Origin of the sequence: Modestobacter excelsi (assembly GCF_005930495.1) — a bacterium.
In the GTDB taxonomy this organism is placed as follows: domain Bacteria; phylum Actinomycetota; class Actinomycetes; order Mycobacteriales; family Geodermatophilaceae; genus Modestobacter; species Modestobacter excelsi.
The window spans coordinates 22,133-46,618 of record NZ_SJEX01000036.1; the positions used below are offsets into that span (position 1 = coordinate 22,133).

21 protein-coding genes and 1 pseudogene are annotated in these 24,486 nt (G+C 74.4%); 10 read left to right on the top strand and 12 right to left on the bottom strand.

Annotation, left to right across the window (positions count from 1 at the left end; translation table 11 throughout):
- Positions 1–149: 149 nt before the first annotated feature.
- Positions 150–1,571, bottom strand: a complete 1,422-nt coding sequence (locus tag FHL80_RS13215; RefSeq protein ID WP_138733874.1) for a glucose-6-phosphate dehydrogenase — start codon at positions 1,569–1,571, stop codon at positions 150–152.
- A gap of 328 nt (positions 1,572–1,899) precedes the next feature.
- On the opposite strand from FHL80_RS13215, the gene FHL80_RS13220 reads away from it, so the two are divergent.
- The 3 genes from FHL80_RS13220 (at position 1,900) to FHL80_RS13225 (ending at position 6,491) form a co-directional block, all read left to right on the top strand.
- Positions 1,900–3,192, top strand: coding sequence for an MFS transporter (locus FHL80_RS13220; RefSeq protein ID WP_138733875.1), 1,293 nt, complete (start codon positions 1,900–1,902; stop codon positions 3,190–3,192).
- Positions 3,193–3,327: 135 nt separating this feature from the next.
- Complete coding sequence (locus FHL80_RS26730; protein WP_281283478.1) at positions 3,328–3,456, top strand: hypothetical protein; 129 nt, start codon at positions 3,328–3,330, stop codon at positions 3,454–3,456.
- Positions 3,457–3,500: 44 nt separating this feature from the next.
- Positions 3,501–6,491, top strand: a complete 2,991-nt coding sequence (locus FHL80_RS13225) for a helix-turn-helix transcriptional regulator (protein WP_246078651.1) — start codon at positions 3,501–3,503, stop codon at positions 6,489–6,491.
- Between the two features lie 146 nt (positions 6,492–6,637).
- Here FHL80_RS13225 and FHL80_RS13230 read toward each other — a convergent pair whose 3' ends face one another.
- The 8 genes from FHL80_RS13230 to FHL80_RS13265 all read right to left on the bottom strand — a co-directional run bounded on the left by FHL80_RS13230 (position 6,638) and on the right by FHL80_RS13265 (position 17,407).
- Positions 6,638–6,982 (bottom strand): PspC domain-containing protein, encoded by a 345-nt coding sequence (locus FHL80_RS13230; protein ID WP_138733877.1) that lies wholly within the window; start codon positions 6,980–6,982, stop codon positions 6,638–6,640.
- Between the two features lie 137 nt (positions 6,983–7,119).
- Positions 7,120–8,898 (bottom strand): DEAD/DEAH box helicase, encoded by a 1,779-nt coding sequence (locus tag FHL80_RS13235; RefSeq protein WP_138733878.1) that lies wholly within the window; start codon positions 8,896–8,898, stop codon positions 7,120–7,122.
- 199 nt (positions 8,899–9,097) lie between these two features.
- Positions 9,098–9,886 (bottom strand): amino acid ABC transporter ATP-binding protein, encoded by a 789-nt coding sequence (locus FHL80_RS13240; RefSeq protein ID WP_439331092.1) that lies wholly within the window; start codon positions 9,884–9,886, stop codon positions 9,098–9,100.
- On the bottom strand, positions 9,883–10,839 hold the full coding sequence (locus FHL80_RS13245) for an amino acid ABC transporter permease (protein ID WP_138733879.1): 957 nt from the start codon (positions 10,837–10,839) through the stop codon (positions 9,883–9,885). The genes FHL80_RS13240 and FHL80_RS13245 overlap by 4 nt, the downstream gene beginning before the upstream one ends.
- Before the next feature lie 2 nt (positions 10,840–10,841).
- Positions 10,842–11,789 (bottom strand): ABC transporter substrate-binding protein, encoded by a 948-nt coding sequence (locus tag FHL80_RS13250; protein WP_216870696.1) that lies wholly within the window; start codon positions 11,787–11,789, stop codon positions 10,842–10,844.
- A gap of 82 nt (positions 11,790–11,871) precedes the next feature.
- Positions 11,872–13,557, bottom strand: a complete 1,686-nt coding sequence (locus FHL80_RS13255; protein WP_138733880.1) for a DNA repair helicase XPB — start codon at positions 13,555–13,557, stop codon at positions 11,872–11,874.
- 161 nt (positions 13,558–13,718) lie between these two features.
- Entirely contained in the window at positions 13,719–14,999 is a 1,281-nt protein-coding gene (locus FHL80_RS13260; protein ID WP_138733881.1) for an SAM-dependent methyltransferase, read from the bottom strand.
- A 152-nt stretch (positions 15,000–15,151) separates the two neighbouring features.
- Positions 15,152–17,407, bottom strand: a complete 2,256-nt coding sequence (locus FHL80_RS13265) for a helicase C-terminal domain-containing protein (RefSeq protein ID WP_138733882.1) — start codon at positions 17,405–17,407, stop codon at positions 15,152–15,154.
- 182 nt (positions 17,408–17,589) lie between these two features.
- Between FHL80_RS13265 and FHL80_RS13270 the strand changes: the two genes are divergently transcribed.
- The 4 genes from FHL80_RS13270 (at position 17,590) to FHL80_RS27220 (ending at position 20,742) form a co-directional block, all read left to right on the top strand.
- The gene (locus tag FHL80_RS13270; RefSeq protein ID WP_138733883.1) at positions 17,590–18,108 is read left to right on the top strand and encodes a hypothetical protein; all 519 of its coding nucleotides are present in this window, start codon (positions 17,590–17,592) and stop codon (positions 18,106–18,108) included.
- A gap of 113 nt (positions 18,109–18,221) precedes the next feature.
- Positions 18,222–18,443, top strand: coding sequence for a hypothetical protein (locus FHL80_RS13275; protein WP_138733884.1), 222 nt, complete (start codon positions 18,222–18,224; stop codon positions 18,441–18,443).
- A gap of 73 nt (positions 18,444–18,516) precedes the next feature.
- Positions 18,517–20,172 (top strand): AMP-binding protein, encoded by a 1,656-nt coding sequence (locus tag FHL80_RS13280; protein ID WP_138733885.1) that lies wholly within the window; start codon positions 18,517–18,519, stop codon positions 20,170–20,172.
- A 186-nt stretch (positions 20,173–20,358) separates the two neighbouring features.
- On the top strand, positions 20,359–20,742 hold the full coding sequence (locus tag FHL80_RS27220; RefSeq protein ID WP_138733886.1) for a cold-shock protein: 384 nt from the start codon (positions 20,359–20,361) through the stop codon (positions 20,740–20,742).
- A 24-nt stretch (positions 20,743–20,766) separates the two neighbouring features.
- Here the strand turns inward: FHL80_RS27220 and FHL80_RS13290 are convergent, their stop codons facing one another.
- Together FHL80_RS13290 and FHL80_RS13295 are read right to left on the bottom strand one after the other, a co-directional pair.
- Complete coding sequence (locus FHL80_RS13290; RefSeq protein ID WP_246078652.1) at positions 20,767–21,309, bottom strand: DUF2771 family protein; 543 nt, start codon at positions 21,307–21,309, stop codon at positions 20,767–20,769.
- The gene (locus FHL80_RS13295) at positions 21,300–22,847 is read right to left on the bottom strand and encodes an MFS transporter (protein WP_246078653.1); all 1,548 of its coding nucleotides are present in this window, start codon (positions 22,845–22,847) and stop codon (positions 21,300–21,302) included. The genes FHL80_RS13290 and FHL80_RS13295 overlap by 10 nt, the downstream gene beginning before the upstream one ends.
- Positions 22,848–22,942: 95 nt before the next feature.
- On the opposite strand from FHL80_RS13295, the gene FHL80_RS13300 reads away from it, so the two are divergent.
- The 3 genes and pseudogenes from FHL80_RS13300 (at position 22,943) to FHL80_RS25535 (ending at position 24,351) form a co-directional block, all read left to right on the top strand.
- The gene (locus tag FHL80_RS13300; RefSeq protein ID WP_138733887.1) at positions 22,943–23,752 is read left to right on the top strand and encodes a DUF3027 domain-containing protein; all 810 of its coding nucleotides are present in this window, start codon (positions 22,943–22,945) and stop codon (positions 23,750–23,752) included.
- A 46-nt stretch (positions 23,753–23,798) separates the two neighbouring features.
- Positions 23,799–23,933 (top strand): annotated as a pseudogene (locus FHL80_RS27080) (GNAT family N-acetyltransferase); the annotation flags it as partial.
- A gap of 121 nt (positions 23,934–24,054) precedes the next feature.
- Positions 24,055–24,351, top strand: a complete 297-nt coding sequence (locus FHL80_RS25535; RefSeq protein WP_216870697.1) for a GNAT family N-acetyltransferase — start codon at positions 24,055–24,057, stop codon at positions 24,349–24,351.
- Here the strand turns inward: FHL80_RS25535 and FHL80_RS13310 are convergent.
- Positions 24,284–24,486: DUF2530 domain-containing protein (locus tag FHL80_RS13310; RefSeq protein ID WP_216870698.1), on the bottom strand; the 203-nt coding region annotated here is incomplete at its 5' end. The two genes, FHL80_RS25535 and FHL80_RS13310, sit on opposite strands and share 68 nt — an antisense overlap.

The window sequence follows — 24,486 nt, forward strand, 5'->3', positions numbered from 1 at the left end:
CCGCGGAACACCGCCCCGACCTCGGTCGGGGGCTGGAGCCGCGGATGTGCAAACCGCCGCGAGGCGACCAGCGTCCGGTCCGGACCCAGACGCAGAACGGCCCCTCTCCCGCAGGAGAGGGGCCGTTCTGCGTTGCCCGGGGTCCTTCCTCAGTCCTCGGTCTGCCCGAGCAGCCAGCCGTGCTCACCGGTCAGCGCGTTGGCCTCCACCGGCCCCCAGGAGCCGGGGGCGTAGGGGTGCACCTGGGGGCGGTCGTCGAGCACCGGCTGCAGCGCCCGCCAGGTCTGCGCCAGGCCCTCGCTGGTGGTGAACAGCGACCGGTCGCCGATCAGCACGTCGTGGATCAGCGACACGTAGGGCGCCAGCGGCTCACCGCCCGGGATCTTCGACAGGTCCAGCGAGACCCGTGCCGGGGCCATCGCCAGGTCCGGGCCCGGCTTCTTGGCCATCACGTCGATGTCGACGGCGCCCGCGCCGGCCAGCGACAGCGAGACCACGTTGCCGTTGGCGGGCACGTCGTTGACCGGGCCCTTCGGGCGGTGCAGCACCAGGCTCACCCGCTGCTGCTTGGCGGCCATCCGCTTGCCGGTGCGCAGCAGGAACGGGACGCCGCGCCAGCGGCCGGAGTCGATGAACAGCCGGGCGGCCACGTAGGTGTCGGTGGCGCTGTCGTCCGGCACGCCGTCCAGCTCGCGGTAGCCCTCGAACTGCCCCAGGACGACGTCCTCGGGTGCGAGCGGGCGGAAGTTGGCCAGCACCGACTCGCGCGCGGAGAGGATGTCGTTGGCCGAGAAGCTGACCGGCGGCTCCATGGCGACCTCGGCGGCGACCTGGAACAGGTGGGTGACCAGCATGTCCAGGGTCGCGCCGGTGGCGTCGTAGAAGTCGGCCCGGTCGGCGACGTCGAGGTCCTCGGGGACGTCGATCTGCACCTGCGCCACGTGCTCGCGGCTCCACATGGGTTCGAAGAGGCCGTTGGCGAACCGCAGCGCGTGCAGGTCCTGGGTGCCCTCCTTGCCCAGGAAGTGGTCGATCCGGAAGACCTGCTCCTCGTCGAAGACGGAGTGCACCAGGTCGTCGAGCTCGCGGAACCCCTCCGGCGAGGCGCCGAACGGCTTCTCGTAGACGACCCGGGCGCCCTCGCCGAGACCGTGGGCGCCCAGCGCCCGGGTGTAGTCGGTGAAGGCCTTGGGCGGCAGGGAGAGGTAGTGCACGAGCTGGGCGTCGTCCCCGATCTCCTTGCGGGCGGTGGCGACGGCGTCCAGCAGCTGGCCCGGGTCGTCGGCGGTGAACCCGCCGCCGGCGAAGCGCAGCCGCTCGGCGAAGTCGTCCCAGGGGCCGTCGTCCGGGTCGGGCCCGAACTCCTCCAGCGCGCTGCGGACGTGCTCGACGAACTCCTCGTCGGTGCGCTCGCCACGCCCGCTGCCGATCAGCCGCCAGTCCTCGGGGAGCAGGCCGTGCTGGGCCAGCTCGAAGAAGGCCGGCAGCACCATCCGGCGGGCCAGGTCGCCGGTCGCGCCGTAGAGCACGAAGACGGTGGGGGTCAGCTCGTTCGTCCCGGTGGGGGGCACGGTGCTCCTCTCGCTGGGCGCCGCTGCGACGCCCTCGGTGGTCGGTGTGCCCGACGGTGAGTCCCCACGCCGGTGAGGTGGACGACCCGTGGAGCAACTGCGTTGGGTGGAACCACGGACGGCCGGGCCGCAGTCCCGGTGCGACGGGACGTCGTCGTCCCCTGCTGTTCCTACCCACTACCGCGGCGCTCATCCCGCTCTCCGGCGGGCGGGACGACGGGCCCGAGGGCGACGCGCCGCCGCCCCGCTCAGCTCGCCCTCAGGATGCCGCGGGTGCCCAGGGTCACTAGCGTTGCGGACACCGACGTCCGCAACGAAGGGGATCCTCATGGCCGGCTCGGTGCAGCAGGCACCCCCCGCGCCGCACCGCCTGCCGGTGCGCACGCTGGTCTCGGCCAGCATCGGCAACGCCGTGGAGTGGTTCGACTGGACGGTCTACGCGACGTTCGTCGTCTACTTCTCGACCCAGTTCTTCCCCAAGGAGAACGAGGCGCTGGCGCTGATCGGTGCGACGTCGGCCTACGCGCTGGCGTTCTTCTTCCGGCCGCTGGGTGGCTGGCTGCTCGGCCGGTTCGCCGACCTGCGCGGCCGCAAGGCCGGGATGCTGCTCACCATCCTGCTGATGGCCGGCGGCTCGCTGGTGATCGCCATCCTGCCCACGTACGAGCAGGTCGGCTGGTTCGCGCCGATCTTCCTGCTGCTGGCCCGGATCGCGCAGGGCATGTCGCTGGGTGGTGAGGTCTCCAACGCCTCGGCCTACCTGGCCGAGATCGCCCCGCCGGCCCGCCGCGGCCGGTACTCCGCCTTCTTCTACATCTCCACCGGCACCGCGCTGCTCGTCGCCTCCCTGCTCGGTGTGCTGCTCACCAACGTGCTCGACGACGACCAGCTCCGCTCCTACGGCTGGCGCATCGCCTTCGCCGCCGGCGGCCTGCTCGGCATCGTGGGGCTGTGGCTGCGCCGGTCGCTCAGCGAGACCGAACAGTTCGAGGAGAACGCGGCCAAGGCGAGGGCGACCAAGAACCCGCTGCTGCTCACCATCAAGGAGCACCCGCGGGCGGTGCTGCAGCTGTGCGCCTTCACCATGCTGTCGACGCTGTCGTACTACACGTTCTTCAGCGCGCTGACGCCGTTCGCCATCAACTTCCGGGACGCCGACGCCAACGACGTCTTCCTGGCCCTGTCGATCGGCACGGCGCTGTTCATCGCCTGCTGCTACCCGTTCGGGGTGCTGTCGGACCGGTTCGGCCGCAAGCCGCAGATGCTGGTGTGGTCCGCAGCGATCGCGGTCCTCATCGTCCCGCTGTCGTTCCTGGTGCGGGACCAGCTCGCGTCGCTGGTCGTGGTGTTCAGCGTCGGCCTGGTGCTCTACGCCCTGCTGGCCTCCATCGCCCCGGCGATCATGAGCGAGCTGTTCCCGACCGAGCTGCGGGCGACCGGCATCGGCGCCTGGTACAACCTCACGGTCGCCGTCTTCGGCGGGACGGCGCCGCTGGTCATCACCGCGCTGTCCGAGGCCGACCACCCGCTCTGGTTCTTCTGGTACGTCGCCGTGGCCGCGGTCGTGGCGTTCTGCGCAATCCTCACCCTCCCCGAGACCAAGGGGAGCGAGCTCCGCTGAGGCCCGTCTGAGGTCCCACCAGGAGCACCTCAGACCGTCCTGAGCCGGCAGGACTGCCTGGTCGACCGATGCCCGGGGCACGCCCTCAGGACGACCGTCCTCCTCGTTCCACCCGGACGAGACGAGGAGACGGTCATGACCGCGAACTACCCCAACCCCGCACTGGAGGCCGAGCTGGCCTACCGCCGCGAGCGCATCGCGCAGGCCTTCGCCGCCGGCAGCCGCCGCGGCTCCTGGACGTCCCGGCGGCGGCGGACGCGCTGAGCGTGCGCCCGGACCTGTCGGCGGCTTCTGCCACGATCGGTGGCATGCCGCGCTGGGACGAGGGTCCGCTGGTGGGCCGTGCCGACGAGCTGGCCCGGTTGATGGCGCACGTGGACCGCGCGGTCGACGGCCGCCCCTCGGCCGTGCTGGTCGCCGGCGACGCCGGCGTCGGCAAGACCCGGCTGCTCGACGAGCTGTCCCGCCGGTCGGCCGAGCGGGGCGTGCGGGTGCTCAGCGGGCACTGCGTGGACCTCGGCGACGTCGGCCTGCCGTACCTGCCCTTCGTCGACCTGCTGCGCCCGGTCGCGGCCGATCCGGAGCTGAGCCCGGTGCTGGCCGGCCACCCGGTGCTGGCCGGGCTGCTGACCGGCCGGCCGGGCGCCCCGGTGACCGGCACGCCGGACGACGATCCCGACCGGGGCAGCCCGCTGGGCCGGGGCGCGTTGCGCCCGCCGACGGACGACGGCCGGCTGCAGCTGTTCGAGGCGGTCGCCGCGCTGCTGGCCGAGGTGGCCGCCGGCCGGCCGCTGCTGGTGGTGCTGGAGGACCTGCACTGGGCGGACCGGTCCAGCCGGGACCTGCTGCGGTACCTGCTCGCCCGGCTGCTCGCGCGGCTGGTCGACGAGCCGATCACCGTCGTCGTCTCCTACCGCGCCGACGACCTGCACCGGCGGCACCCGCTGCGGCCGCTGCTGGCCGAGCTGGTGCGGCTCCCCGGCGTCGAACGGCTGACCCTGGAGCCCCTGCCCGACGCGGACGTCGGCGCACTCGTCCGCGGGCTGGCGGCCACCTCCGGCGGGGTCGCCGAGGGCACGGTGGAGGACGTCGTGGCCCGGGCCGAGGGCAACGCCTTCTACGCCGAGGAGCTGCTGGCGGCCGGGCTGGCCGGCGAGGTGTTGCCGATGGGGCTGACCGACGTCCTGCTCGCCCGGGTGGAGCAGCTGAGCCAGGAGGCCCAGCAGGTGCTGCGGGTCGCTGCGGTCGCCGGCCGGCAGGTGCGCCACGAGCTGGTCTCCGCGGTCTCCTGGCAGTCCCCGGAGGAGACCGAGCGGGCGCTGGGCGAGGCGGTGCACCACCACCTGCTGGTCGTCTCCGACGACGGCCGTTACCGCTTCCGGCACGCGCTGCTGCGCGAGGCGGTGCTCGCCGACCTGCTGCCCGGGGAGCGGGTGCGCCTGCACGCCGAGGTCGCCGCACACCTGACCAGGCACCCCACCGCCGGCACCGCGGCCGAGCGGGCGCACCACGCGCGGGAGAGCAACGACCTGCCCGGTGCGCTGAGCGCCTCGCTGGAGGCGGCCGCCGCCGCCCGGCGGGTCGGGGCGCCGGCCGAGCAGCTGCAGCACCTGGAGGCCGTGCTCGCGCTCTGGGCCGCCGTGCCCGACGCCGCCGAGCGCGCCGGGCGGGAGCAGTGGGCGCTGCTGCTGGACACCGCCGCCGCGGCCCGGGCCGGAGGGGAGCTGCACCGGGCGGTCGCGCTGCTGCGCTCCGCGCAGCGGCTGCTCGGCCCGGACGGCGACCCGGAGGCGCGGGCGCGGGTGCACTACACCCTCGCCCAGGGGCTGACCCGGATCGAGGAGACCGCCGAGGCGCTGCGCGAGGCCGAGCGGGCGATGCAGCTGGTGCCGGCCGAGCCGCCGTCGGTGGTCCGCACCTGGGCGGCAGCCACCCACGCCCGCACGCTCTACGCAGCCGGCCGCATCGCCGAGGGCGACGCCGCGGCCGACGAGGCGCTCGCGGCCGCCGACGCGCTGGGGCTGGACGGGGCGTGGGCCGACACCGCGGTCTCGCTGGCCCGGGTGGAGGGCACCGGCGACCTGCCGACCGTGCGCGCCCGGCTGCACGAGGCGCGGCTGCGGGCCGAGCGGTCCGGGGACGCCGACGTCGAGAGCCGGGCGTGGTTCAGCCTGGCGATCGTCGCCTACGAGGCCGGTCAGGTCGGCGAGACGCTGGAGCACGCGCGCGCCGGCCTCGCCCGCGCCCGGGAGCTGGGCGTCGAGTGGTCCTTCTACGCCGCCGAGCTCCGCCACCTGGAGGTCGTCGCCCGGTACGTCGGCGGTGACTGGGACGGCAGCCTGGCGGCGGCCGACGAGCTCGCCCGGGTGCCCGACATGGCGGCGCACGTGCGCGCCGACGGGCTGCTGGTGCTGGTCGGCCGGGGTGACCCGGCGGCCCACGAGCGGCTGGCGTGGGCGCAGGGGCTCACCACGCGGTGGGACGCGCACGTGCTGCTCATGCTGGCCACCGTCTCGGCCGAGATCGAGCTCGCCGCGGCGGCGGGGAACGCCCGGACGGCGGCCGACCGGGCGCGCTGGGCGGACGCCCGGCTGCAGGCGTTGTGGGGCGAGGACCGGCCGGCGACGGTGCGACTGGTGGCCACGGCGGTGGGCGCGGTCGCCGACGCGGCGGCCGCCGCCCGCGGGAGCGGGGACCAGGAGGCGCTGGCCGGATGGGTGGCCGAGGGGGAGGCCCTCGCGGAGCTGGCGCGGACGGCGGCGCGCGCCCACGCGGCGATCGGCGAGCTCGGGGTCGAGGCGCAGGCCTGGTGCGCGCGGCTGGAGGCCGAGCTGGGCCGGCTGCGGGGAAGTGGGTCGCCGGAGGCGTGGCAGCAGGTGGTCGAGCTGTTCGGGTACGGGCACGTGTTCGAGCAGGCACGGTCCCGGTTCCGTCTGGCCCAGGCGCTGCTGGCGGCCGACGACCGGCCCGGGGCCGCCGCCGAGCTGACGGCGGCGCACGAGGTGGCGGTGCGGCTGGGGGCGGTGCCGCTGCGCACCGCGATCGAGGCGCTGGCCCGCCGGGGGAGGCTGGCGCTGCCCGGGTTGCCGCGGGCGGCGGAGGCCTCCGCGGTGCTGACCCCGCGGGAGGTGGAGGTGCTGGCCCTGATGGCGCAGGGGCGGACCAACCGGCAGATCGGCGCTGAGCTGTTCATCAGCGAGAAGACGGCCAGCGTGCACGTCAGCAACATCCTGGCGAAGTTCGGTGCCTCCGGCCGCACCGAGGCGGTCGCCCTGGCCGCCGCCCGCGGCCTGCTCTGACATGGCGACCCTGACGGGCCGCACCGCGGTCAGGTGCCGTCCCCGGCCGCGCTGAGCCGCTTCGCCGCTCGGTCGCGGGACCCTCCGGGCCCCACTCCTCACGGTCTCCAGGCATTCGTCAGCGGGTCCGGCGGCGTGGCCGCATGTCAGCCGGCAGCCGGGGGCGTGCGGGGGCTGCTGAGCCGGCCGCGCAGACGCTCGACCCACTCGTCGAGCAGGTTGGTCCGGTCGGCCGGGCCGGCGGGGGCCGGCGGCATGAGCACCCAGAGGAGCAGGTAGACCGGGATGCCCGCCCCACCGGCGAGCGTGAGGCCGGCGAAGGCCGCCCGCCACAGGAGCGCGTCGACGCCGGTGTGCTCGGCGAGGCCGCCGCTCACACCGCCGAGCATCATGTCGGTGCGGCTGCGGCGCAGCGGCGGGCGAGCGGTCGGGCCGGCCGGTGGGAGCTGCGTAGGGCCGGTCGGGGCAGCGGAGAACGGGGTCGATGTCATGCTCCGAGCCTGCGCGCCGCGAGCCTCCCGGCACATCGGTGAACGCCCGGACCCGCCCCGGATCCCAGGACTCAGGGATCCCCCTGGTGACGTACGCCTGGGGACCGTGAGGAGTGGGGTCCGGAGGGTCCTTCTCCTCAGAGCATGGTGCGGAGGCGCTCCCGGCGGGCACGCAGGACGTCGACCGACGCCGAGGCCGACGGGGGCCCGGGCACCGACTGGCGCAGCTGGGTGTGCACGACGGCCTGCGGTTGCGAGGTCTTCGCCGCGATCCGGTTCACCAGCCGGTTGATCTCCCGGCGCAGCTCGGCGACGTCCCGCCAGCCGCGGCCGGGTGCGTCCTCCTCCGGGTGGTCCTCGACCACCATGAAGCCGTCCTCGTCGTCCCCGCGCCGGTGCGAGGCGGCGATCCGGATCCGCAGCTCGTCGTCCCGCCTGGACAGCAGCTCGGCGGTCTGGGCGGCGGTCAGCAGCCCGGGGATGCCCAGGAAGTCCTCGTCCTCGGCCTCCAGCGGTGCGCCGGCCGAGGTGCCCTCGCCGGTGTGCGCCGTCCCGCTGTGCAGCACGTGGGCGAACCGGGCGTCGGCCTCCAGCGCCTCCCACTGCTTCATCTCGCCCTCGCGGGGCTCCCGCGGCGGGAGGTCGAGCGCCTCCAGCTCCTCGTCCGGCTGGGACTTCGGCGGCGGGATGACGTGGTTGCGCTGCTCCTCCATCGCCGCGGCGAGCGACAGCAGCGGCCGGACGGCGGGGAGGAACACGGTCGCCGACTCGTGCGGCCCGCGGGCACGCACCACGCGGCCGACGGCCTGGGCGAAGAACAGCGGCGTCCGGTAGGAGGTCATCCAGGCCAGGACGGCGGCGCGGGGCACGTCGACGCCCTCGGAGACCATCCGCACGCAGACCGCGATCCGGGCGCCGCCGATGTTGAACTTCTCGATCTTCTTCGACGCCTTCGGGTCGTCGGAGAGGATCAGCTCCGGCGCCTTCCCGGTGACCCGGCGGACGATCTTGGCGTACTCGCGGGCGTCGTCCTGGTCGCTGGCCAGCACCAGCCCGGCGGCGTCCGGCATGCCGGTCTCGCGCAGGTGGGTGATCCGGTCGTCCATCGCGGCGATGACGTGCGGCACCCACTGGCCCTTGGGGTCCAGCGCGGTGCGCCATGCCTGCATCTCCACCGAGCGGGTGCCGGCCTCCGACAGCGACGCGGCGACCACCTCGCCGGCGGAGTTCCGCCACCGCGAGGTGCCGGTGTAGGCGGCGAAGACGACCGGCCGGACGACGTTGTCCGCCAGCGCCTCCTTGTAGCCGTAGGTGAAGTCGGCGACGCTCATCAGGCCGCCCTGGCCCTCGAACCCGTCCTCCACGTACCGGACGAAGGGGATGCGCTCGTCGGCCTTGGTGCGGAACGGCGTCCCGGTCAGCGACAGCCGGCGCGCGGCGCGGCCGAAGGCCTCCTCGGTCGCCTCACCCCAGGACAGCCCGTCGCCGGCGTGGTGCACCTCGTCCAGGACCACCAGCGTCTTGACCGCGGTCGCCCGGGCGGCGTGCAGCATCGGCTTGCCGGCGACCTGCGCGTAGGTGGTGACGTAGCCCTGGGTGCCGGCCCGGACCGGCCCGACCGCGTTGGTCAGGCCGGGGTCGAGCACGATGCCCATCCGGTCCGCGGCGTCGGCCCACTGCAGCCGCAGGTGGTCGGTCGGGCAGACCACGACCACCCGGGCCACCTCGCGCCGGGCGAGCAGCCGCGCGGCCAGCGTCAGGGCGAACGTCGTCTTGCCGGCGCCGGGGGTCGCGGTGACCAGGAAGTCCTTCGGCGAGGTCTCCTCGTAGCTGGCCAGTGCGGCCTGCTGCCACGCCCGGAGCGGTCGGCTGGTCGTCTGCGGGCCCAGTGTCTCCGCTCGTGCTGCAGTCCCCATGTCGGGGACCATCTTGGTCGGCCGGGCGGCAACACGCCCAACCGGGTGCCTCCCGCGCGCCCCCGCCAGGACGACGTATGGGACGCCGGGGGCGCGGCTCTGACCTGCGCGGACGGGCCGCCGGTGCGGTGGCTGTGGGAAGGGTCATGTCCGGCCGGGACCCGTCCGTCCCACCCGCACCGGACGTCCCGGGGTGCGGTCAGAGCACCTTGGACAGGAAGGCCCGGGTCCGCTCGTGCTGGGGGTCGGTGAGCACCTGCCTCGGGGCGCCGGACTCGACGACCACGCCGTCGTCCATGAAGACGAGGGTGTCCCCGACCTCGCGGGCGAAGCCCATCTCGTGGGTGACCACCACCATCGTCATGCCGTCGGCGGCCAGGCCGCGCATCACGTCGAGCACCTCGCCGACGAGCTCGGGGTCCAGCGCCGACGTCGGCTCGTCGAACAGCATCAGCTTCGGCTCCATCGCCAGCGCCCGGGCGATCGCCACCCGTTGCTGCTGGCCGCCGGAGAGCTGGTTCGGGTAGTTGTGCACCCGGTCGCCGAGCCCGACCCGCTCGAGCAGCTCGGTGCCGCGCGCCCGGGCCGCCTGCTTGCCCACGCCCTTCACCCGCTGCGGTGCCTCGATGACGTTCTCCAGCGCGGTCATGTGCGGGAACAGGTGGAAGCGCTGGAACACCATGCCGATCTCGCGCCGCTGTGCCGCGACCTCACGGTCCTTCAGCTCGTGCAGCTTCCCGCCGGACTCCCGGTAGCCGACCAGCCGGCCGTCGACCCACAGCCGGCCGGCGTCGACCTTCTCCAGGTGGTTGATGCACCGCAGGAACGTCGACTTGCCCGATCCGGACGGGCCGATGACGCACATGACCTCGCGGGGGGCGACCGCCAGGTCGATGCCCTTGAGCACCTCGACGTGACCGAAGCGCTTGTGCACCCCCTCGGCGCGGACCATCAGCTGCTCGGCGGGCATGTCCGCGGCGGTGCTCAATGGGTGCTCCCGACTTCTCGTGCCTCACGGGCTGCCCGCTGCGCCCGGGTCTCCCGGGCGCCGAAGCCACGGCTGAACCGCTTCTCGAGGAAGTGCTGACCGATCATCAGCAGGCTGGCCAGCGCGGCGTACCAGAGGATCGAGGCCACGGCCATCGGGATGATCTGGAACGTGCGGCTGCCGATCGCCCGCAGCTGGAAGTTCAGCTCGATGGTCACCGGCACCGCGATGAGCAGCGAGGTGTCCTTGAGCATGGCGATGGTCTCGTTGCCGGTCGGCGGGATGATCACCCGCATCGCCTGGGGCAGCACGATCCGGCGCATCGCGGTGGACCGGCTCATGCCCAGGGCGCTGGCCGCCTCGGTCTGGCCGGGGTCGACCGACTGGATGCCGGCGCGGACGATCTCGGCCATGTAGGCGCCCTCGGACAGTGCCAGCCCGATCAGGCCGGCCGTGAAGCCGGTGAAGATCTGGTTGCCGTCCAGGTCGAGGAACCGCAGGTCGCCGCTGAAGCCGAACAGGTCCATCAGCTGCCGGTCGAAGGGGAAACCCAGCTGGTAGGTGGCGTACAGCGCGCCGAGGTTCGCCACGAAGAACAGCAGGACGATGCGCGGGATGGCCCGGAAGAACCAGACGTAGACCCAGGCCGCGCCGGAGACCACCGGGTTCGGCGACAGCCGCATCACCGCGAGCACGACGCCGAGCAGGACGCCGATGACCATCGCCAGCACGGTCATGATCAGCGTCGTCCGGGCCCCGCGGAGCACCGGCGCGCTGAACATGTTGTCGACCATGAAGCTCCACTGGAAGACCGGGTTGGTCACCAGCATGTGGACGAACATGGCCACCAGCACCGCGATCACCGCGGCGGCGACCCACCGGCCGGGGTGCCGGACCGGCACCGCCCGGATCTGCTCGGGCGATGCCGATCGCGTCGTCGTGTCGGTGGCCATCGTCAGCCGACGGTGGGGTTCACCGTGGGGTCGCTGATGGCGCCGCCCTCCACGCCCCACTTCTCCAGCGCCTGCTGGTAGCTGCCGTCGGCGATGAGCGCCGACACCGCGTCGGCCAGCACCTGGGCGAACTCGGCCTGGTCGGTCGGGACGACGTAGCCGTAGGGCGCGTCACCGTAGGGGTCGCCGAGCAGCTCGAGCTGGCCGTTGGTCTGCTGCACCGCGTAGACCATCACGGGGAGGTCGGCCAGGCCGGCGTCGTCCTTGCCGGACACGACGGCGGCGGTCGCCTCGTCCTGCCCCTCGTACTGGTCGATGGTGATCTCGGGGTCGCCCGCGGCCGTGCACGCCTCGGACCGGGCGGTGATGTCGTCCACCTGCACGGTGGCCTTCTGCACCGCGATCTTGAGCCCGCACGCGTTGTCCGGGTCGACGTCCTGCGGGTTGCCCTTCTTCACCGACCACTGGGTGCCGGCGTTGTAGTAGCTCACCATGTTCGCCTGGGCCAACCGCTCGGCGCTGATGGTGAACGAGGAGACGCCGACCTCGTACTTGCCCGAGCCGACGCCGGCGATGATCGAGTCGAACGGCGCCGTCTCGAACTGCGCCTTCAGCCCCAGCTTCGCCGCGACCAGCGTGAACAGGTCGACGTCGAAGCCGACGACCGTCGAGCCGTCCTCGCCGATGAACTCAGCAGGCGCGTAGGTGGTGTCGCTGCCGACGGCGATCGTCCCGTCGGAGGCGATCGCGTCGGGCACCCGGTCGGCCAGGGCCTGGTCGGCCGTGACGCTCGGCAGCGGCGAGGACGACGCGCCGCCGGCGGAACTGCCGGAGCCGGAGCCGCCGGAGTCGGCCGAGTCGCCGCCGCAGGCGGTGAGGGCCAGCGCGGTGCTGCTCAGGGCGACCGCGGCGACGGCCAGGCGGCGGACAGGGGAGGTGAGGTGGCGCACGGAGGACTCCTTCTGCGGTCAGCGACGCAGAGATCTTCCCCTGTGATCACCGCTGGTGGGGCGGCGGGCCACCCCACCAGCGTCAATCGGCGGGCTCGTCCACCCAGTCCGGGCCGTTGACCTCGCCAGGGCCGGCCAGGTCGGCGGCGTCGACGATCGTGTACGCGTAGCCCTGCTCGGCGAGGAACCGCTGCCGGTGGGCGGCGTACTCGCTGTCCAGGGTGTCCCGGGAGACGACCGTGTAGAAGTGCGCCTGCCGGCCGTCGGCCTTGGGACGCAGCACCCGGCCGAGCCGCTGGGCCTCCTCCTGCCGTGAGCCGAACGTCCCCGACACCTGCACCGCGACCGCGGCCTCGGGCAGGTCGATCGAGAAGTTGGCGACCTTGGAGACGACGAGGGTCTTGATGTCCCCGGTGCGGAAGGCCTGGAACAGCCGCTCGCGCTCCTTGTTGGTCGTCGACCCCTGGATCACCGGGGCGTCCAGCGCCACGCCGAGCTCGTCCAGCTGGTCGAGGTAGGCACCGATGACCAGCTTCTGCTCGTCGGGGTGCCGCTCCAGGACCCGGCGGATCACCGGCAGCTTCGACTGCGCGGTGGCCGCGATCCGGTAGCGCTCCTCGGGCTCGGCGACCGCGTAGGTCATCCGCTCCTCGTCGTCCAGGCTGACCCGCACCTCGATGCACTCGGCCGGTGCGATGTAGCCCTGCGCCTCGATGTCCCGCCAGGGGGCGTCGTAGCGCTTGGGGCCGATGAGGGAGAAGACGTCGTCCTCGCGCCCGTCCTCGCGGACCAGCGTCGCGGTCAGCCCGAGCCGGCGACGGGACTGCAGGTCGGCGGTGAGCCGGAAGATCGGCGCGGGGAGCAGGTGCACCTCGTCGTAGACGATGAGGCCCCAGTCCTGGGCGTCGAAGAGGTCCAGGTGCCGGTACTCGCCCTTCCGGCGGGTGGTGATCACCTGGTAGGTCGCGATGGTGACCGGCCGGATCTCCTTGCGCTCCCCGGAGTACTCACCGATCTCCTCCTCGGTCAGCGAGGTGCGGGCGATCAGCTCGCGCTTCCACTGCCGGCCGGAGACGGTGTTGGTCACCAGGATCAGGGTGGTCGCCTTGGCCTCGGCCATCGCCGCGGCGCCGACCAGCGTCTTGCCGGCACCGCAGGGCAGCACGACGACGCCGGACCCGCCGGCCCAGAAGCCGTCGACGGCCTCCTGCTGGTAGTCGCGCAGGTGCCAGTCGTCCTGGGCCAGCTCGATCGGGTGCGCCTGGCCGTCGACGTAGCCGGCGAGGTCCTCGGCGGGCCAGCCGATCTTCAGCAGCGCCTGCTTGAGCCGGCCGCGCTCGGAGGGGTGGACGGCGACCGAGTCGTCGTCGATCCGGACGCCGAGCATCGGGGCCACCCGCTTGCTGCGGACGACCTCCTCCAGCACGGCGCGGTCGGTGCTGGTCAGCGTCAGCCCGTGCACCGGGTTGTTGGCCAGGGTGAGCCGGCCGTAGCGGTCCATCGTGTCGGCGATGTCGACCAGCAGCGCGTGCGGCACCGGGTAGCGCGAGTACCGCACCAGCGCGTCGACGACCTGCTCGGCGTCGTGACCGGCGGCGCGGGCGTTCCACAGCGCCAGCGGCGTCACCCGGTAGGTGTGCACGTGCTCGGGGGAGCGCTCCAGCTCGGCGAAGGGAGCGATCGCCGCGCGGCACTCCTTGGACTGCGGGTGGTCGACCTCGAGCAGCAGCGTCTTGTCGGACTGGACGATCAGGGGGCCGTCACTCACGCGTGCGCATCCTCTGTTCGGGGGCTCAGGCGCAGAGAGCGCGCCGGACTGTCCAGGCTAACGCCGGGCAGTGACCCGACCTTCCGGACGACGGTGTGCGGCTGACCTCAGGACGACGCGGCCGTGGGGGCCATGGTGGCCACCATGGCCCCCCGGGAGCGTCAGACCCAGGCGGTGCGGCGCAGCGGCGGCTGCTCGCCGCCGGTCTTCTGCAGCAGGACCTGGTTCACGCCCATGTCGCCGGCCTCGAAGGTCAGCGCGCTGGCGGCCATGTACAACCGCCACACCCGCGCCCGGCCCTCGCTCGACGCGGCCACGGCGGCGTCCCAGTTCTGCTCCAGGTGCTGCACCCAGGCCCGCAGCGTCAGCGCGTAGTGCTGGCGGAGCGCCTCGACGTCGAGGACCTCCAGGTCCCGGGACTCCAGCAGGCTCACCGTCTCGCCCAGGTTCAGCAGCTCGCCGTCGGGGAAGACGTAGCGGGCGATGAACGAGTCAGGTCGCCAGGTCGAGACGCCGGCGTTCCAGGAGATCGCGTGGTTGAGCAGCCGCCCGCCGGGGCGGAGCAGCCGGTCCAGCTGGGCCACGTAGGCGGGCATCTGCGCGCGGCCGACGTGCTCGGCCATCCCGATCGAGCTGATCGCGTCGAAGGGCCCGTCGTCCACGGCGCGGTAGTCCTGCACCCGGATCTCGATCTTGTCGGTGAGCCCTGCCTCGGCGACCCGCTTGCGGGCCAGCCGCGCCTGCTCCTCCGACAGGGTGACGCCCACGACCGTCGCGCCGTAGCGCTGGGCGGCGTGGATGGCGATGCTGCCCCACCCGCAGCCGACGTCCAGCAGCCGGGAGCCGGGAGCGAGCCCGAGCTTGCGGCAGACCAGGTCGAGCTTGGCCTCCTGGGCGGCGTCCAGCCCCGTCTCCGGGGTGGCCCAGACGGCGCACGAGTAGACCATCGAGGGGCCGAGGACGAGCTCGTAGAAGTCGTTGCCGACGTCGTAGTGGTGGGCGATCGCGGCGGCGTCGCGGGCACGGGTGTGGCGTCCTCCGCCGACCGGAGGGGCCTCCTCGGGTGGCGGTGCGAGGTCCGGACCGATGGCCCCCAGCCGCAGGGCGGTGGCCAGCAGGGACAGCCGATCGCGCCAGGACCAGTTCGACGGCGGCTTCTCCTGCGCCAGCCGGCTGTCGCTGCGCAGCGCGGTGAACGTCGCGAAGACGTCGTCCTCCATGTCGATCTCACCGGCGACGTAGGCCCGGCCGATGCCCAGCTGCCCGGGTGACCACAGCATCCGCCGGAGTGCCCGGCGCGAGTGCACCGCCACGACCGGCGCCCCCGCGGGGCCGGTGAGGGAGCCGTCCCACCCGCGCAGCTGGACCGGGAGCTCCGTCGTGCCCAGCACCGCACCCAGTGCCTCCGCCAGCCGGTCGGCGACCGTCCGCTTCCTCGTCATGCCCCACACTCCTCGCCCTGGCCGCAACCAGCAGACGACCCGGGCCCTTCTGCCCGAAGACTGGTTGCGCGCACCAACTGACCCGCGCAACGCCGGACGGGCGCTTGATCATCCCGGACGAGGTGGAAAAGCGGAACCCGTGGCCCCGCAGGTCAGCCGGTCGCGTCCTCGGCCTCGACCAGCGCCACCGACGTGATCCGGTGGACGGCGAAGGTGCGGCTCTCCCCGCGCCCCTCGTCGAAGCCCTGCAGGAAACCGCCGGCCAGCGACACCGGCTGGACGACGCGCTGGCTGCCGCTGCCCTGGGCGTCGACGTAGCCGAGCCAGATCGGCAGGTTCTCCCGGACCGCGCGGCCGAGCAGCTCCAGCGTGCTGGCCGTGGTCACCCCCGGCACCTGACGCACCGGTTCGGCCCGCCGGGCGGCGAGGGCGGCGTCCCCGGCGCGGATCTCCCGGACCGTGGCGGCGACGTCCCCCGGGGCCAGCGGGCGCGGCCCGACCGGCCCGGCCGCGGCGCCGGGACGACGTCCGGCGGCACGTGGCGGCGCCTGCGGCCGGGTCAGCACCGCACCGCCGGCGGACTCCCCGGCCGGGGCGTACCCGGCGGCGCGCAGCACCGACAGCACCTCCTCCGGCGGCAGCCCGCTGACCAGGACGCCGGGGGCCAGCCGGCGCAGCTCGGCGTTCGCGGTGCGGCGGTCGCTCAGCACCTGGGAGACGAGCCCGTGGTCGTCCGAGCGGACGTAGCACTCGATGGCGCCCACCCGGAGCCGACCGTGCTGGCGGGCGACGTCGTCGATCAGGTACTCCAGCGCCTGCGGCACCGGCGTGCGCGAGGAGCGGGCGAAGAAGTCGTGCAGGTCGGTGGCCGACCAGCCGGCGTCCAGGGCGCGCCGGATGCTGCCGTCGGAGACCCGGTAGACCGTGGCACCGCCGGAGGACTCGACGTCGGCCACGACGCCGAGGGTGCCCGCCAGGTCGGCGACCAGCGGCCCGGGGGCGATCAACGACAGGTCGGGCTGGGCGAGCACGTGGTCGACCGGCTCGGGCAGCAGGCCGCGCATGCCGTCGGCGGCGTCGTCCTCCCCGCCGGTGAGCAGGCCCCGCCCGCCGCGGCCCAGCACACCCCCGACGGCGATGCCCAGCCGCTCGGCCTCGGCCAGCAGGTCGGGCACCGGCGCCAGCCGGTCGGCCCGCCGCGGGGTGCGCCAGCGCAGCAGCGCCACCAGCTCGGGGGCGGCGAGGCCGGAACCGGCGGGGAACTCGGCGAGCACCGACAGCGCCGAGCGCCGCAGCACCGGGGCGGTCTGCCGCACCACGTCGGGGGAGAGCACGTTGACCGCCTTGCCGGCGACGTCGCGCTGCCCGACCAGCGAGATCAGCCGCACGCTGGTCAGCCAGCCCGAGGCCAGCGTGGCCCACCGGTCGGCCAGGTCCTGCTCGCGCCAGGCGTCGTAGCTGCGGGTGGGCAGCCACTCGTCGCGGTGCGCCCCGCCGACGTCCAGCAGCCCGGCGGCGTGCGCGACCTCGACCAGGAACGCCACGTCGGCCTCGCCGATGTGCATCTCCTTGGCCAACCGCTTCTGGTCCCGCACCCCGAGGCCGCCGCTGCGCAGCAGGCCCGCCGGCTCCTCCTCCAGGGCGGTCAGCACGTCGACGACCCGGCTGAGGACCTCGAGCGCCGCACCCGCGGCCTGCCGGTCGACGACGGCCGGGTCCCGCCGGCTCAGCTCGGGCTCCGGGCGGAGCCGGGGCGGGCCCAGCGGCCGGTCGCCGCGCAGGGCCAGGCCGATCTCGCGTGGCAGCTCGACGTTGATCGCGTCGATGCGGGCCAGCAACCCGGCCTGCAGGAGCCGACGGGCGGGGCTGAGCGAGCCGGCGCTGCTGTCGGGCAGGTGACCGACCGGGCGGTCACCGGCCAGCCGGTCGAGCACGGTGCGCTCGTCGGGGGGGAGGTCGCCGAGCACGGCGGGCAGGTCGCGGGGGAGCTGCACCCGCAGGTCGGCGGCCCGCCGGCCCAGACCGGCCGGGTATCGGACCGCGCGGCGCACCGGCTCGGGGGCGTGCAGCTCCTCGTCGCCCCAGAGCAGGGCGCGGGTGCTCAGCGTCTCCACGGCGGCGTCGACGACCTCGCCGGGCACGTCGGGCAGCAGGCCGGGGAGCTCGGTGCGCGGCACGCCGTCGGTGGGGGACAGGAGCACGGCGTCGAGCACCTGCAGGGTGGCCGCGTCCAGCTCGTCGAGCGCCCGGTCGACCGAGACCGGGACGGCGAGGCGGGTCGCGAGGCCCACGACGTCGGACGGGGCGGGGCGCGCGACGTCGGGCCGGGCCACCAGCAGGGCGCCCAGCTGCTCGTCGGTGCGGGTGCGCAGCCAGGCGGCGAGCGTGGCGGGCTGGTCCGGAGACATCCGGTCCACGTTACGTCGGCGGGCACCGGTGCTGCTCCGGCGGCTGTGGAGGCACCGGGGACAGTCGTGCTCTGCTCCCACCCAGGCAGCGGAGCACGACTGTCCAGAGCACGACTGCCCGGCAGGCCCCTGCGGCGGAGCGGGCCGACGGACGAGCCGCCCGGTTCTGGGAGCATCGCCGGGTGCCCGCGCTGGACGACCCGCAGACCCGGACCGCCCTCGACGCGCTGCGCGCCGGGGCCCTCCGCTGGCTCGGCGGGGGGCTGGTGGCCGTCGTCCTCGGGGTCCTGCTCGGCGCGGCTGTCGTCCGGATCGTCGAGAACGGCGGTGCGCGGCCGCCGTTCGGCGGGCTGATGGTCGTGGCGCTGGTCGTCGGTGGGTCGGCGGTCGCCTGCATCGGGCTGGGGGCGCTGGTCCGGGCGCGCCGGTGGACCGCGGCGCTGGCCCGGACGGACTGGCAGGTCGGAGTGCTGCGGATCGCCGGACCGGCGGTGCTGCAGGTCGAGCCGCTCGGCTTCGACGAGTACGTCGACGAGCCGTTGCGGCTGCGGCTGATGTCCACCGCGGTGTGGCGGACCCGGGCCGTGCAGCAGCTCAACGGCTGCGACGTCCGCTACGCGCAGGTCTCCGCGAAGGAGTGGCTGCTCACCGCCGACGGAGCGGGCACCGTCTACGGGGCGCGGGTAGCCGGCCGCCGCTGACCCGGCCGGGCGACACGGCGGGGAACGCGACGTGCATCCCACCGGTCCGACACGCGAAGATGGCACCGAGGCACCCGGGAGCTGACCCGGACCGCACCGCTGATGGAGGCTCGATGTCCAAGCGCAAGGAGAAGCACGCCCACCTGGTCGAACCGACCTGGGGGGTGTCCGAGGGCGATGGCCCGCCGATCACCGAGCTGGTCAGCGAGATGGCCGGTGGGCCCTCGCCGTTCGGTGAGGACCACGCCTTCCCGCTCCCGCCGGAGCGGCTGCGCTACGCCCACCCGACCGACCGCCCCAACCGGGCCGGCCTGATGGCGGGCGAGGACAGATGAGCGAGCTCGCGAGCTCATCCAGGGACACAGCACCCTCGGTCGTGCTGCTGGCGAGCGCCAGCGAGGCAGTGGCATGACCACGCCCGCGCTGCCGTCCTACAGCAGTGGCACCTCGACGGTGCCCCTGCTCGGCGACACGATCGGGGTCGACCTCGACCGGACGGCAGCGCGGGTGGGTGACCACGAGGCGCTGGTGGAGTGCGCCTCGGGTCGCCGCTGGACCTACCCCGAGCTGGTCGCCGACGTCGACGCCTGCGCGCTGGGTCTCGACGCCCTCGGCGTGGTCAAGGGCGACCGGGTCGGCATCTGGGCGCCCAACTGCGCCGAGTGGGTGTTCGTGCAGTACGGGACGGCGAAGCTCGGCGCCGTCCTGGTCAACATCAACCCGGCCTACCGCACCCACGAGCTCGCCTACGTGCTGCAGCAGGCGGGCATCTCCGTGCTGGTCGCCGCGCCGGAGTTCAAGACCAGCGACTACCGCGCCATGGTCGCGGAGGTCCGTCAGGACTGCCCGGCGCTGCGCACCGTGGTCTTCCTCGGCGACCCGGAGTGGGAGGAGCTGTTGGCCACCGGCCGCGCCGCCGACCGCGCACTGCTGACCGAGCGGGCGACGCAGCTGAGCGCCGACGACCCGATCAACATCCAGTACACGTCCGGGACGACGGGCTTCCCCAAGGGCGCCACGCTCACCCACCACAACCTGCTCAACAACGGGTTCTTCGTCGGTGAGGGCTGCGGCTACACCGAGGCCGACCGGGTCTGCATCCCGGTGCCCTACTACCACTGCTTCGGCATGGGCATGGGCAACCTCGGCTGCACCTCGCACGGAGCCACGATGGTCATCCCCGCGCCGGGCTTCGACCCCGCGCTGACCCTGCAGGCGGTGCAGGACGAGCGGTGCACGTCGTTGTACGGCGTCCCCACCATGTTCATCGCCGAGCTCGCGCTGCCGGGCTTCGGCTCCTACGACCTGTCCAGCCTGCGCACCGGGATCATGGCCGGCTCACCGTGCCCGGTGGAGGTGATGAAGCGGGTGGTCGACGAGATGGGGATGACCGAGGTGACCATCTGCTACGGCATGACGGAGACCTCCCCGGTGTCCACCCAGACCGGTGCCGACGACGACCTGGACCGCCGCACCTCCACCGTGGGCCGCACGCACCCGCACCTGGAGTCGAAGGTCGTCGACCCCGAGACCGGGCTGACCGTGCCGCGCGGGACGCCGGGGGAGCTGTGCACCCGTGGCTACTCGGTGATGCTCGGCTACTGGGACGAGGCGGAGAAGACCGCCGAGGTGCTCGACAGTGCCCGCTGGATGCACACCGGCGACCTCGCCGTGATGGACGAGGCGGGCTACGTCAACATCGTCGGCCGGATCAAGGACATGGTCATCCGCGGCGGGGAGAACGTGTACCCGCGCGAGGTCGAGGAGTTCCTCTACACCCATCCCGACATCGTCGACGCGCAGGTGATCGGCGTCCCGGACGAGCGGTACGGCGAGGAGCTGATGGCCTGGGTGCAGCTGCGCGAGGGGGCCGAGCCGCTGACCGCCGAGGCGCTGCGCGCGTTCTGCGCCGGCAAGCTCGCCCACTTCAAGGTGCCGCGGTACGTGAAGGTCGTCGACGGCTTCCCGATGACCGTCACCGGCAAGGTCCGCAAGGTCGAGATGCGCGAGGTGTCGGTCGCCGAGCTGGGCCTGCAGGCCGCGGCTGCCATCCGCAACGCCTGAGGAAGGACCCCGTCCTCCCCACCCTTCGCAGGCTCAGGGCGGGACCCGGGACGGGGCCGACGGCGGGCCCCTGGAGCGGGGCACAGCGTCCTCGGGCGGTTAACCTCGGGGGACGCGGGCCGCTGACCGGCCGCGACGTCCCGGCCGGCACGGTCGGGACCTGGATCGACCGACCGAGGGATCGACGTGCCCAGCGGCAAGGTGAAGTGGTTCAACGCGGAGAAGGGCTTCGGGTTCCTCGCCCACGAGGGTGGCCCGGACGTGTTCGTGCACAAGGACGCGCTGCCGCCCGGGACCACGGAGCTCAAGCCCGGCCAGCGGGTCGAGTTCGGCATCGTCGCCGGCCGCCGGGGTGACCAGGCGCTGCAGGTCCAGCTGCTCGACCCGCTGCCCTCGGTGGTGGCGGCGACCCGCAAGAAGCCCGACGACCTGGTGCCGATCATCGAGGACGTGATCAAGCTGCTGGACGGCGTCTCCGAGGGGCTGCGGCACGGCCGGCACCCGGACAAGCCGATGGCCCGCAAGGTCGCCGCGGTGCTCCGCGCGATCGCCGCCGACCTGGAGGGCTGAGGGAGGACCCGTCCGGCGGCGACGTCAGCCGGCCGGGGACCCCGACGGGGCTGTCGTCGAGAGGCTGACGCCGTCGGTGCGGATGAAGCCCACCGGCCAGGCGCCGGAGAGGCCGCTGCACGCCTCGGGGTCGGAGTCCTCGACGACCACCAGGTAGAAGGTCGGCGGGGCGGCGTCGGAGGTGTTGATCTCGCGGAACACCGTCTCGCCCGCAGGCACGTCGACCTCGCCGATCATCTCCTTGAGGTCCTTGTCGAAGACCTGCACGCTCCAGCCGGCCGCCGCCACCGCGTCGGGCACGGTCAGCGAGACGGTGGTGTCCGGCGTGACCTCGATGACCGGCGGCCTCGTGGCGTAGCGCTGACCGTCGCCGTCCAGGCAGTACTGCGTGGGGTCGACCGGGATCTCGTCACCGCCGGCCTGCACGGTGACGGTCGGTGCGGTGGAGCTGCTGCTGCCGCCGGTCCCGCCGTCGTCGGCGGCGGAGCTCCCGCAGCCGGCGATCAGTCCCAGTCCGGCGAGCAGTGCCACCCCGGTCGGCGTCCGTCCTGCCGAGGTCACGTCCATGCCTCCCGATCGATGGTGCGGCGGGCCCGGCGGGTGCGCAGGCTCCAGAGGGTGAGGCCGACGGCGAGCACGAGCAGCGCCGCGGCGACGGTGAAACCGAGCCAGCCGGTGGTGGGCAGTGCGACCCCCAGCGCGCCACCGAGCACCCACGCCAGCTGCAACCAGGTCTCCGAGCGGGCGAACGCCGACGCCCGCAGGCTGTCGGGCACCTCGCGCTGGATGATCGCGTCGAGCGCGGCCTTGCCCAGCGCGTTGGCGACCGCAGCGACGCCGGCCACCAGCGCGGCCATCGGCAGGCTGAAGGAGAACGCGGCCAGCGCGGTGATCGCCGCCGCCGCGCCGGCCGCGGCCAGCACCACCCGGTCCGGGCTCGCGGTGTGCAGCCGGGCGCCGATGCCGGTGCCGAGGAAGCTGCCGGCACCGGCCGCGAGGGCGATGCCGCCGAGGGCGATCGTGGCGTCCCAGCCGCTGGACACGGTGGCCTGCACGAGGAACGCCGAGAAGATCGTGAGGAAGCCGCTCAGCCCGCGCAGCGCCGCGGTCGCCCGCAGCGCGGTGACGACGTGCGGCGTGGTGGCCCGGCGGCGGCTGCCGGGCACCGCCATCGGCGCGGTGCGCAGCACGTCGGCCGGCTCCTCGTCCCCTGGGACGTCGACGTGCCGGGGCAGCCGGAGCGCGAGCACGGCGGCGGCGGCGAACACCGCCGCGGTCGCGCTGAGCTCCCAGCCGAAGCCGAGCAGCGAGGCGGTGCCGGCCCCGACGGCGCCGAGCACCCCGCCGGCGGCGAGCCCGAAGACCGACATCCGGGCGTTGGCCGAGGTCAGCGACATCGCCGCCGGCAGCACCCGGGGGACGACGGCGGCCCGCAGCACGTTGAACGCCTTGCTCAGCACCAGCACGCCCAGGGCCGCCGGGTAGAGGCCCAGGTCGTCGTGGTGCACGGCCATGAACACGGCCAGCAGGGCGCGGCCGAGCAGGCTGCCGGCCAGCGCCCAGCGGCGTCCGCGCTGCAGCCGGTCCAGCGCCGGGCCGATCACCGGGGCCAGGAGCGCGAACGGCGCCATGGTGACCAGCAGGTAGAGCGCGACGTTGCCGCGCTGCGCGTCCGAGGCGGCGGCGAAGAACAGCGTGCCGGCCAGCGAGACGGCGATCATCGCGTCGCCGGCCATGTGCAGGGCGTTCACCCAGAACAGCCCGGCCAGGCCGGTCTCCCCGGCGCCGTCGGCCCGGCCGTAGGCGCGCACCCGGCGGACGGTCGCCCCGCTGAGCTCGCGGGTGCGGGCCGCGGCCACCCGGGTGACGGTCAGCTTCCGCGGCCGGGCCTCCGACGTCCACGGCGTCGCGTCGGGTGCGGGTCCCTCCCGGGGCGTCGAGGGCCGCGGCGGCGGAGGCGTCCCGGCGACCGGCCCCGTGCCGGCGACCGGCAGCGGCCGGGTCTGCTGCCGCGGGATGCCGAGCGGGTGGGTCTCCACCCCCGGCCCCGGTGCCCGGCCCGGGCGCAGCCGCCGACGGGCGCGCGGAGCAGGCGTGTCGGGCACGGGACCATGGTGCCGCAGCCGCCTGGGGAGGCGGTGTGCCGCGCGTCCCGGGGCGCGCCGGGCGCGCGTCGGGCGGCATCCGCGACAATGGGGGCGTGTCCGACTCTGCGTTCTCCGCCGCCCATGGCTCCGCCCCGGACGAGGTGCTGGCCGCCGCGGTCGAGCCGGCCCGCGCGGCTGCCGCCGAGGTGGCCGGTGACCCGGCCGCCGTCGGTGACCACCAGGCCGTGACCGCCGAGGTGCTCGCCGACGACGCCGACCCGGCGCTCGGCGTCGTGGTCACCCACTTCTTCGCCGCCACCCTGCCCGGCTACCGCGGCTGGCACTGGGCCGTGACGCTGGCCCGGGTGCCCGGCGACGACGAGCCCACCCTCGACGAGGTGGTCCTGCTGCCCGGTGACGCGGCGCTGCTCGCCCCGGCGTGGGTGCCCTGGCACGAGCGGCTGCGCCCGGGCGACCTGTCGGTCGGCGACGTCCTCCCCGCCACGGAGGACGACCACCGCCTGGTGCCCAGCTACCTCGCCGACGACGACTCCGCCGACGACCCGGCCGGCCGGGTGGTCGCCGAGGAGATCGGCATCGGCCGCGAGCGGGTGCTCTCGCCGCTGGGCCGGATCGAGGCCGCCGAGCGCTGGCGGGACGGCGACTTCGGGCCCCGCTCGGCCATGGCCCGGCACGCACCCGGCCCCTGCTCCACCTGCGGGTTCTTCCTCCCGCTGGCCGGGTCGCTGCGGCTGTCGCTGGGCGCCTGCGCGAACGGGTACTCCCCGGCCGATGGCCACGTGGTGACCGCCGACTACGGCTGCGGCGCGCACAGCCAGGCGACGCTGGAGCCCTCCGACGGGGAGCCGGCCGAGGTCCAGCTCACCGCGCGCTACGACACCGCGGACTTCGACGTCCTCTGAGCCGGTGAGCGGGCAGGCCGCGTTGCGGACCGCCCGGCTGCGGCTGGTGCCGCTGGCCGAGGAGCACCTCGAGGCCGAGGTCGAGCTGGACGCCGATCCCGAGGTCATGCGGTACGTGACCGGCCGGGCGAGCACCCGGGCGGAGGTCGAGGCCCGGCACCGTGAGCGGCTGGCCGTCGCCGCGCGGGTGCCGGGGCTCGGGTTCTGGGCGGGCCTGGTCGGGGACGAGTTCGTCGGCTGCAGAAGGACCCCCTCCTCCCCACCACTCACAAGCTCGCGGTGGGACCCGGGAGGGGGCCGGGTTGCTCCGCCGGCACTGGCGCCGCGGGCTGGCCGGCGAGGGGGCGCGGGAGCTGCTCCGGCACGGCTTCGCCGACCTCGGGCTGCGGCGGGTGTTCGCCGAGACGATGGCCGTGAACACCGCCTCCCGCGCCACCATGGCGGCACTGGGGATGACGCACGTGCGGACGTTCCCGCTCGCCCTGGACGACCCGCTGCCCGGCAGCGGGCTCGGTGAGGTCGAGTACGCCATCACCCGCGAGGAGTGGCTGGCGATCCAGGCGTCCGGTCCTGGCGGCCGTGGCCCTGCCAGCGCATGAGGCCCAGCCCGAGCAGGGCGAGCACGAGGGCGGCCACGCAGGTCCAGGTCCACACCCGGTCCACCCGGTCGCCCAGGACCAGCAGCACCACGAGCGCGACCGCCCACAGCGCCATGCCGACGTGCACCACCCGGG

Excerpts from the sequence above, each read along its gene's own strand:
- FHL80_RS13275 (WP_138733884.1), top strand. The coding sequence starts at position 18,222 with ATGTCCAAGCGCAAGGAGAAGCACGCCCACCTGGTCGAACCGACCTGG.
- FHL80_RS13265 (WP_138733882.1), bottom strand. The coding sequence starts at position 17,407 with ATGTCTCCGGACCAGCCCGCCACGCTCGCCGCCTGGCTGCGCACCCGC.
- FHL80_RS13260 (WP_138733881.1), bottom strand. The coding sequence starts at position 14,999 with ATGACGAGGAAGCGGACGGTCGCCGACCGGCTGGCGGAGGCACTGGGT.
- FHL80_RS13220 (WP_138733875.1), top strand. The coding sequence starts at position 1,900 with ATGGCCGGCTCGGTGCAGCAGGCACCCCCCGCGCCGCACCGCCTGCCG.
- FHL80_RS13235 (WP_138733878.1), bottom strand. The coding sequence starts at position 8,898 with ATGGGGACTGCAGCACGAGCGGAGACACTGGGCCCGCAGACGACCAGC.
- FHL80_RS13280 (WP_138733885.1), top strand. The coding sequence starts at position 18,517 with ATGACCACGCCCGCGCTGCCGTCCTACAGCAGTGGCACCTCGACGGTG.
- FHL80_RS13290 (WP_246078652.1), bottom strand. The coding sequence starts at position 21,309 with ATGGACGTGACCTCGGCAGGACGGACGCCGACCGGGGTGGCACTGCTC.
- FHL80_RS26730 (WP_281283478.1), top strand. The coding sequence starts at position 3,328 with ATGACCGCGAACTACCCCAACCCCGCACTGGAGGCCGAGCTGGCCTAC.
- FHL80_RS13230 (WP_138733877.1), bottom strand. The coding sequence starts at position 6,982 with ATGACATCGACCCCGTTCTCCGCTGCCCCGACCGGCCCTACGCAGCTC.
- FHL80_RS13225 (WP_246078651.1), top strand. The coding sequence starts at position 3,501 with ATGCCGCGCTGGGACGAGGGTCCGCTGGTGGGCCGTGCCGACGAGCTG.
- FHL80_RS13245 (WP_138733879.1), bottom strand. The coding sequence starts at position 10,839 with ATGGCCACCGACACGACGACGCGATCGGCATCGCCCGAGCAGATCCGG.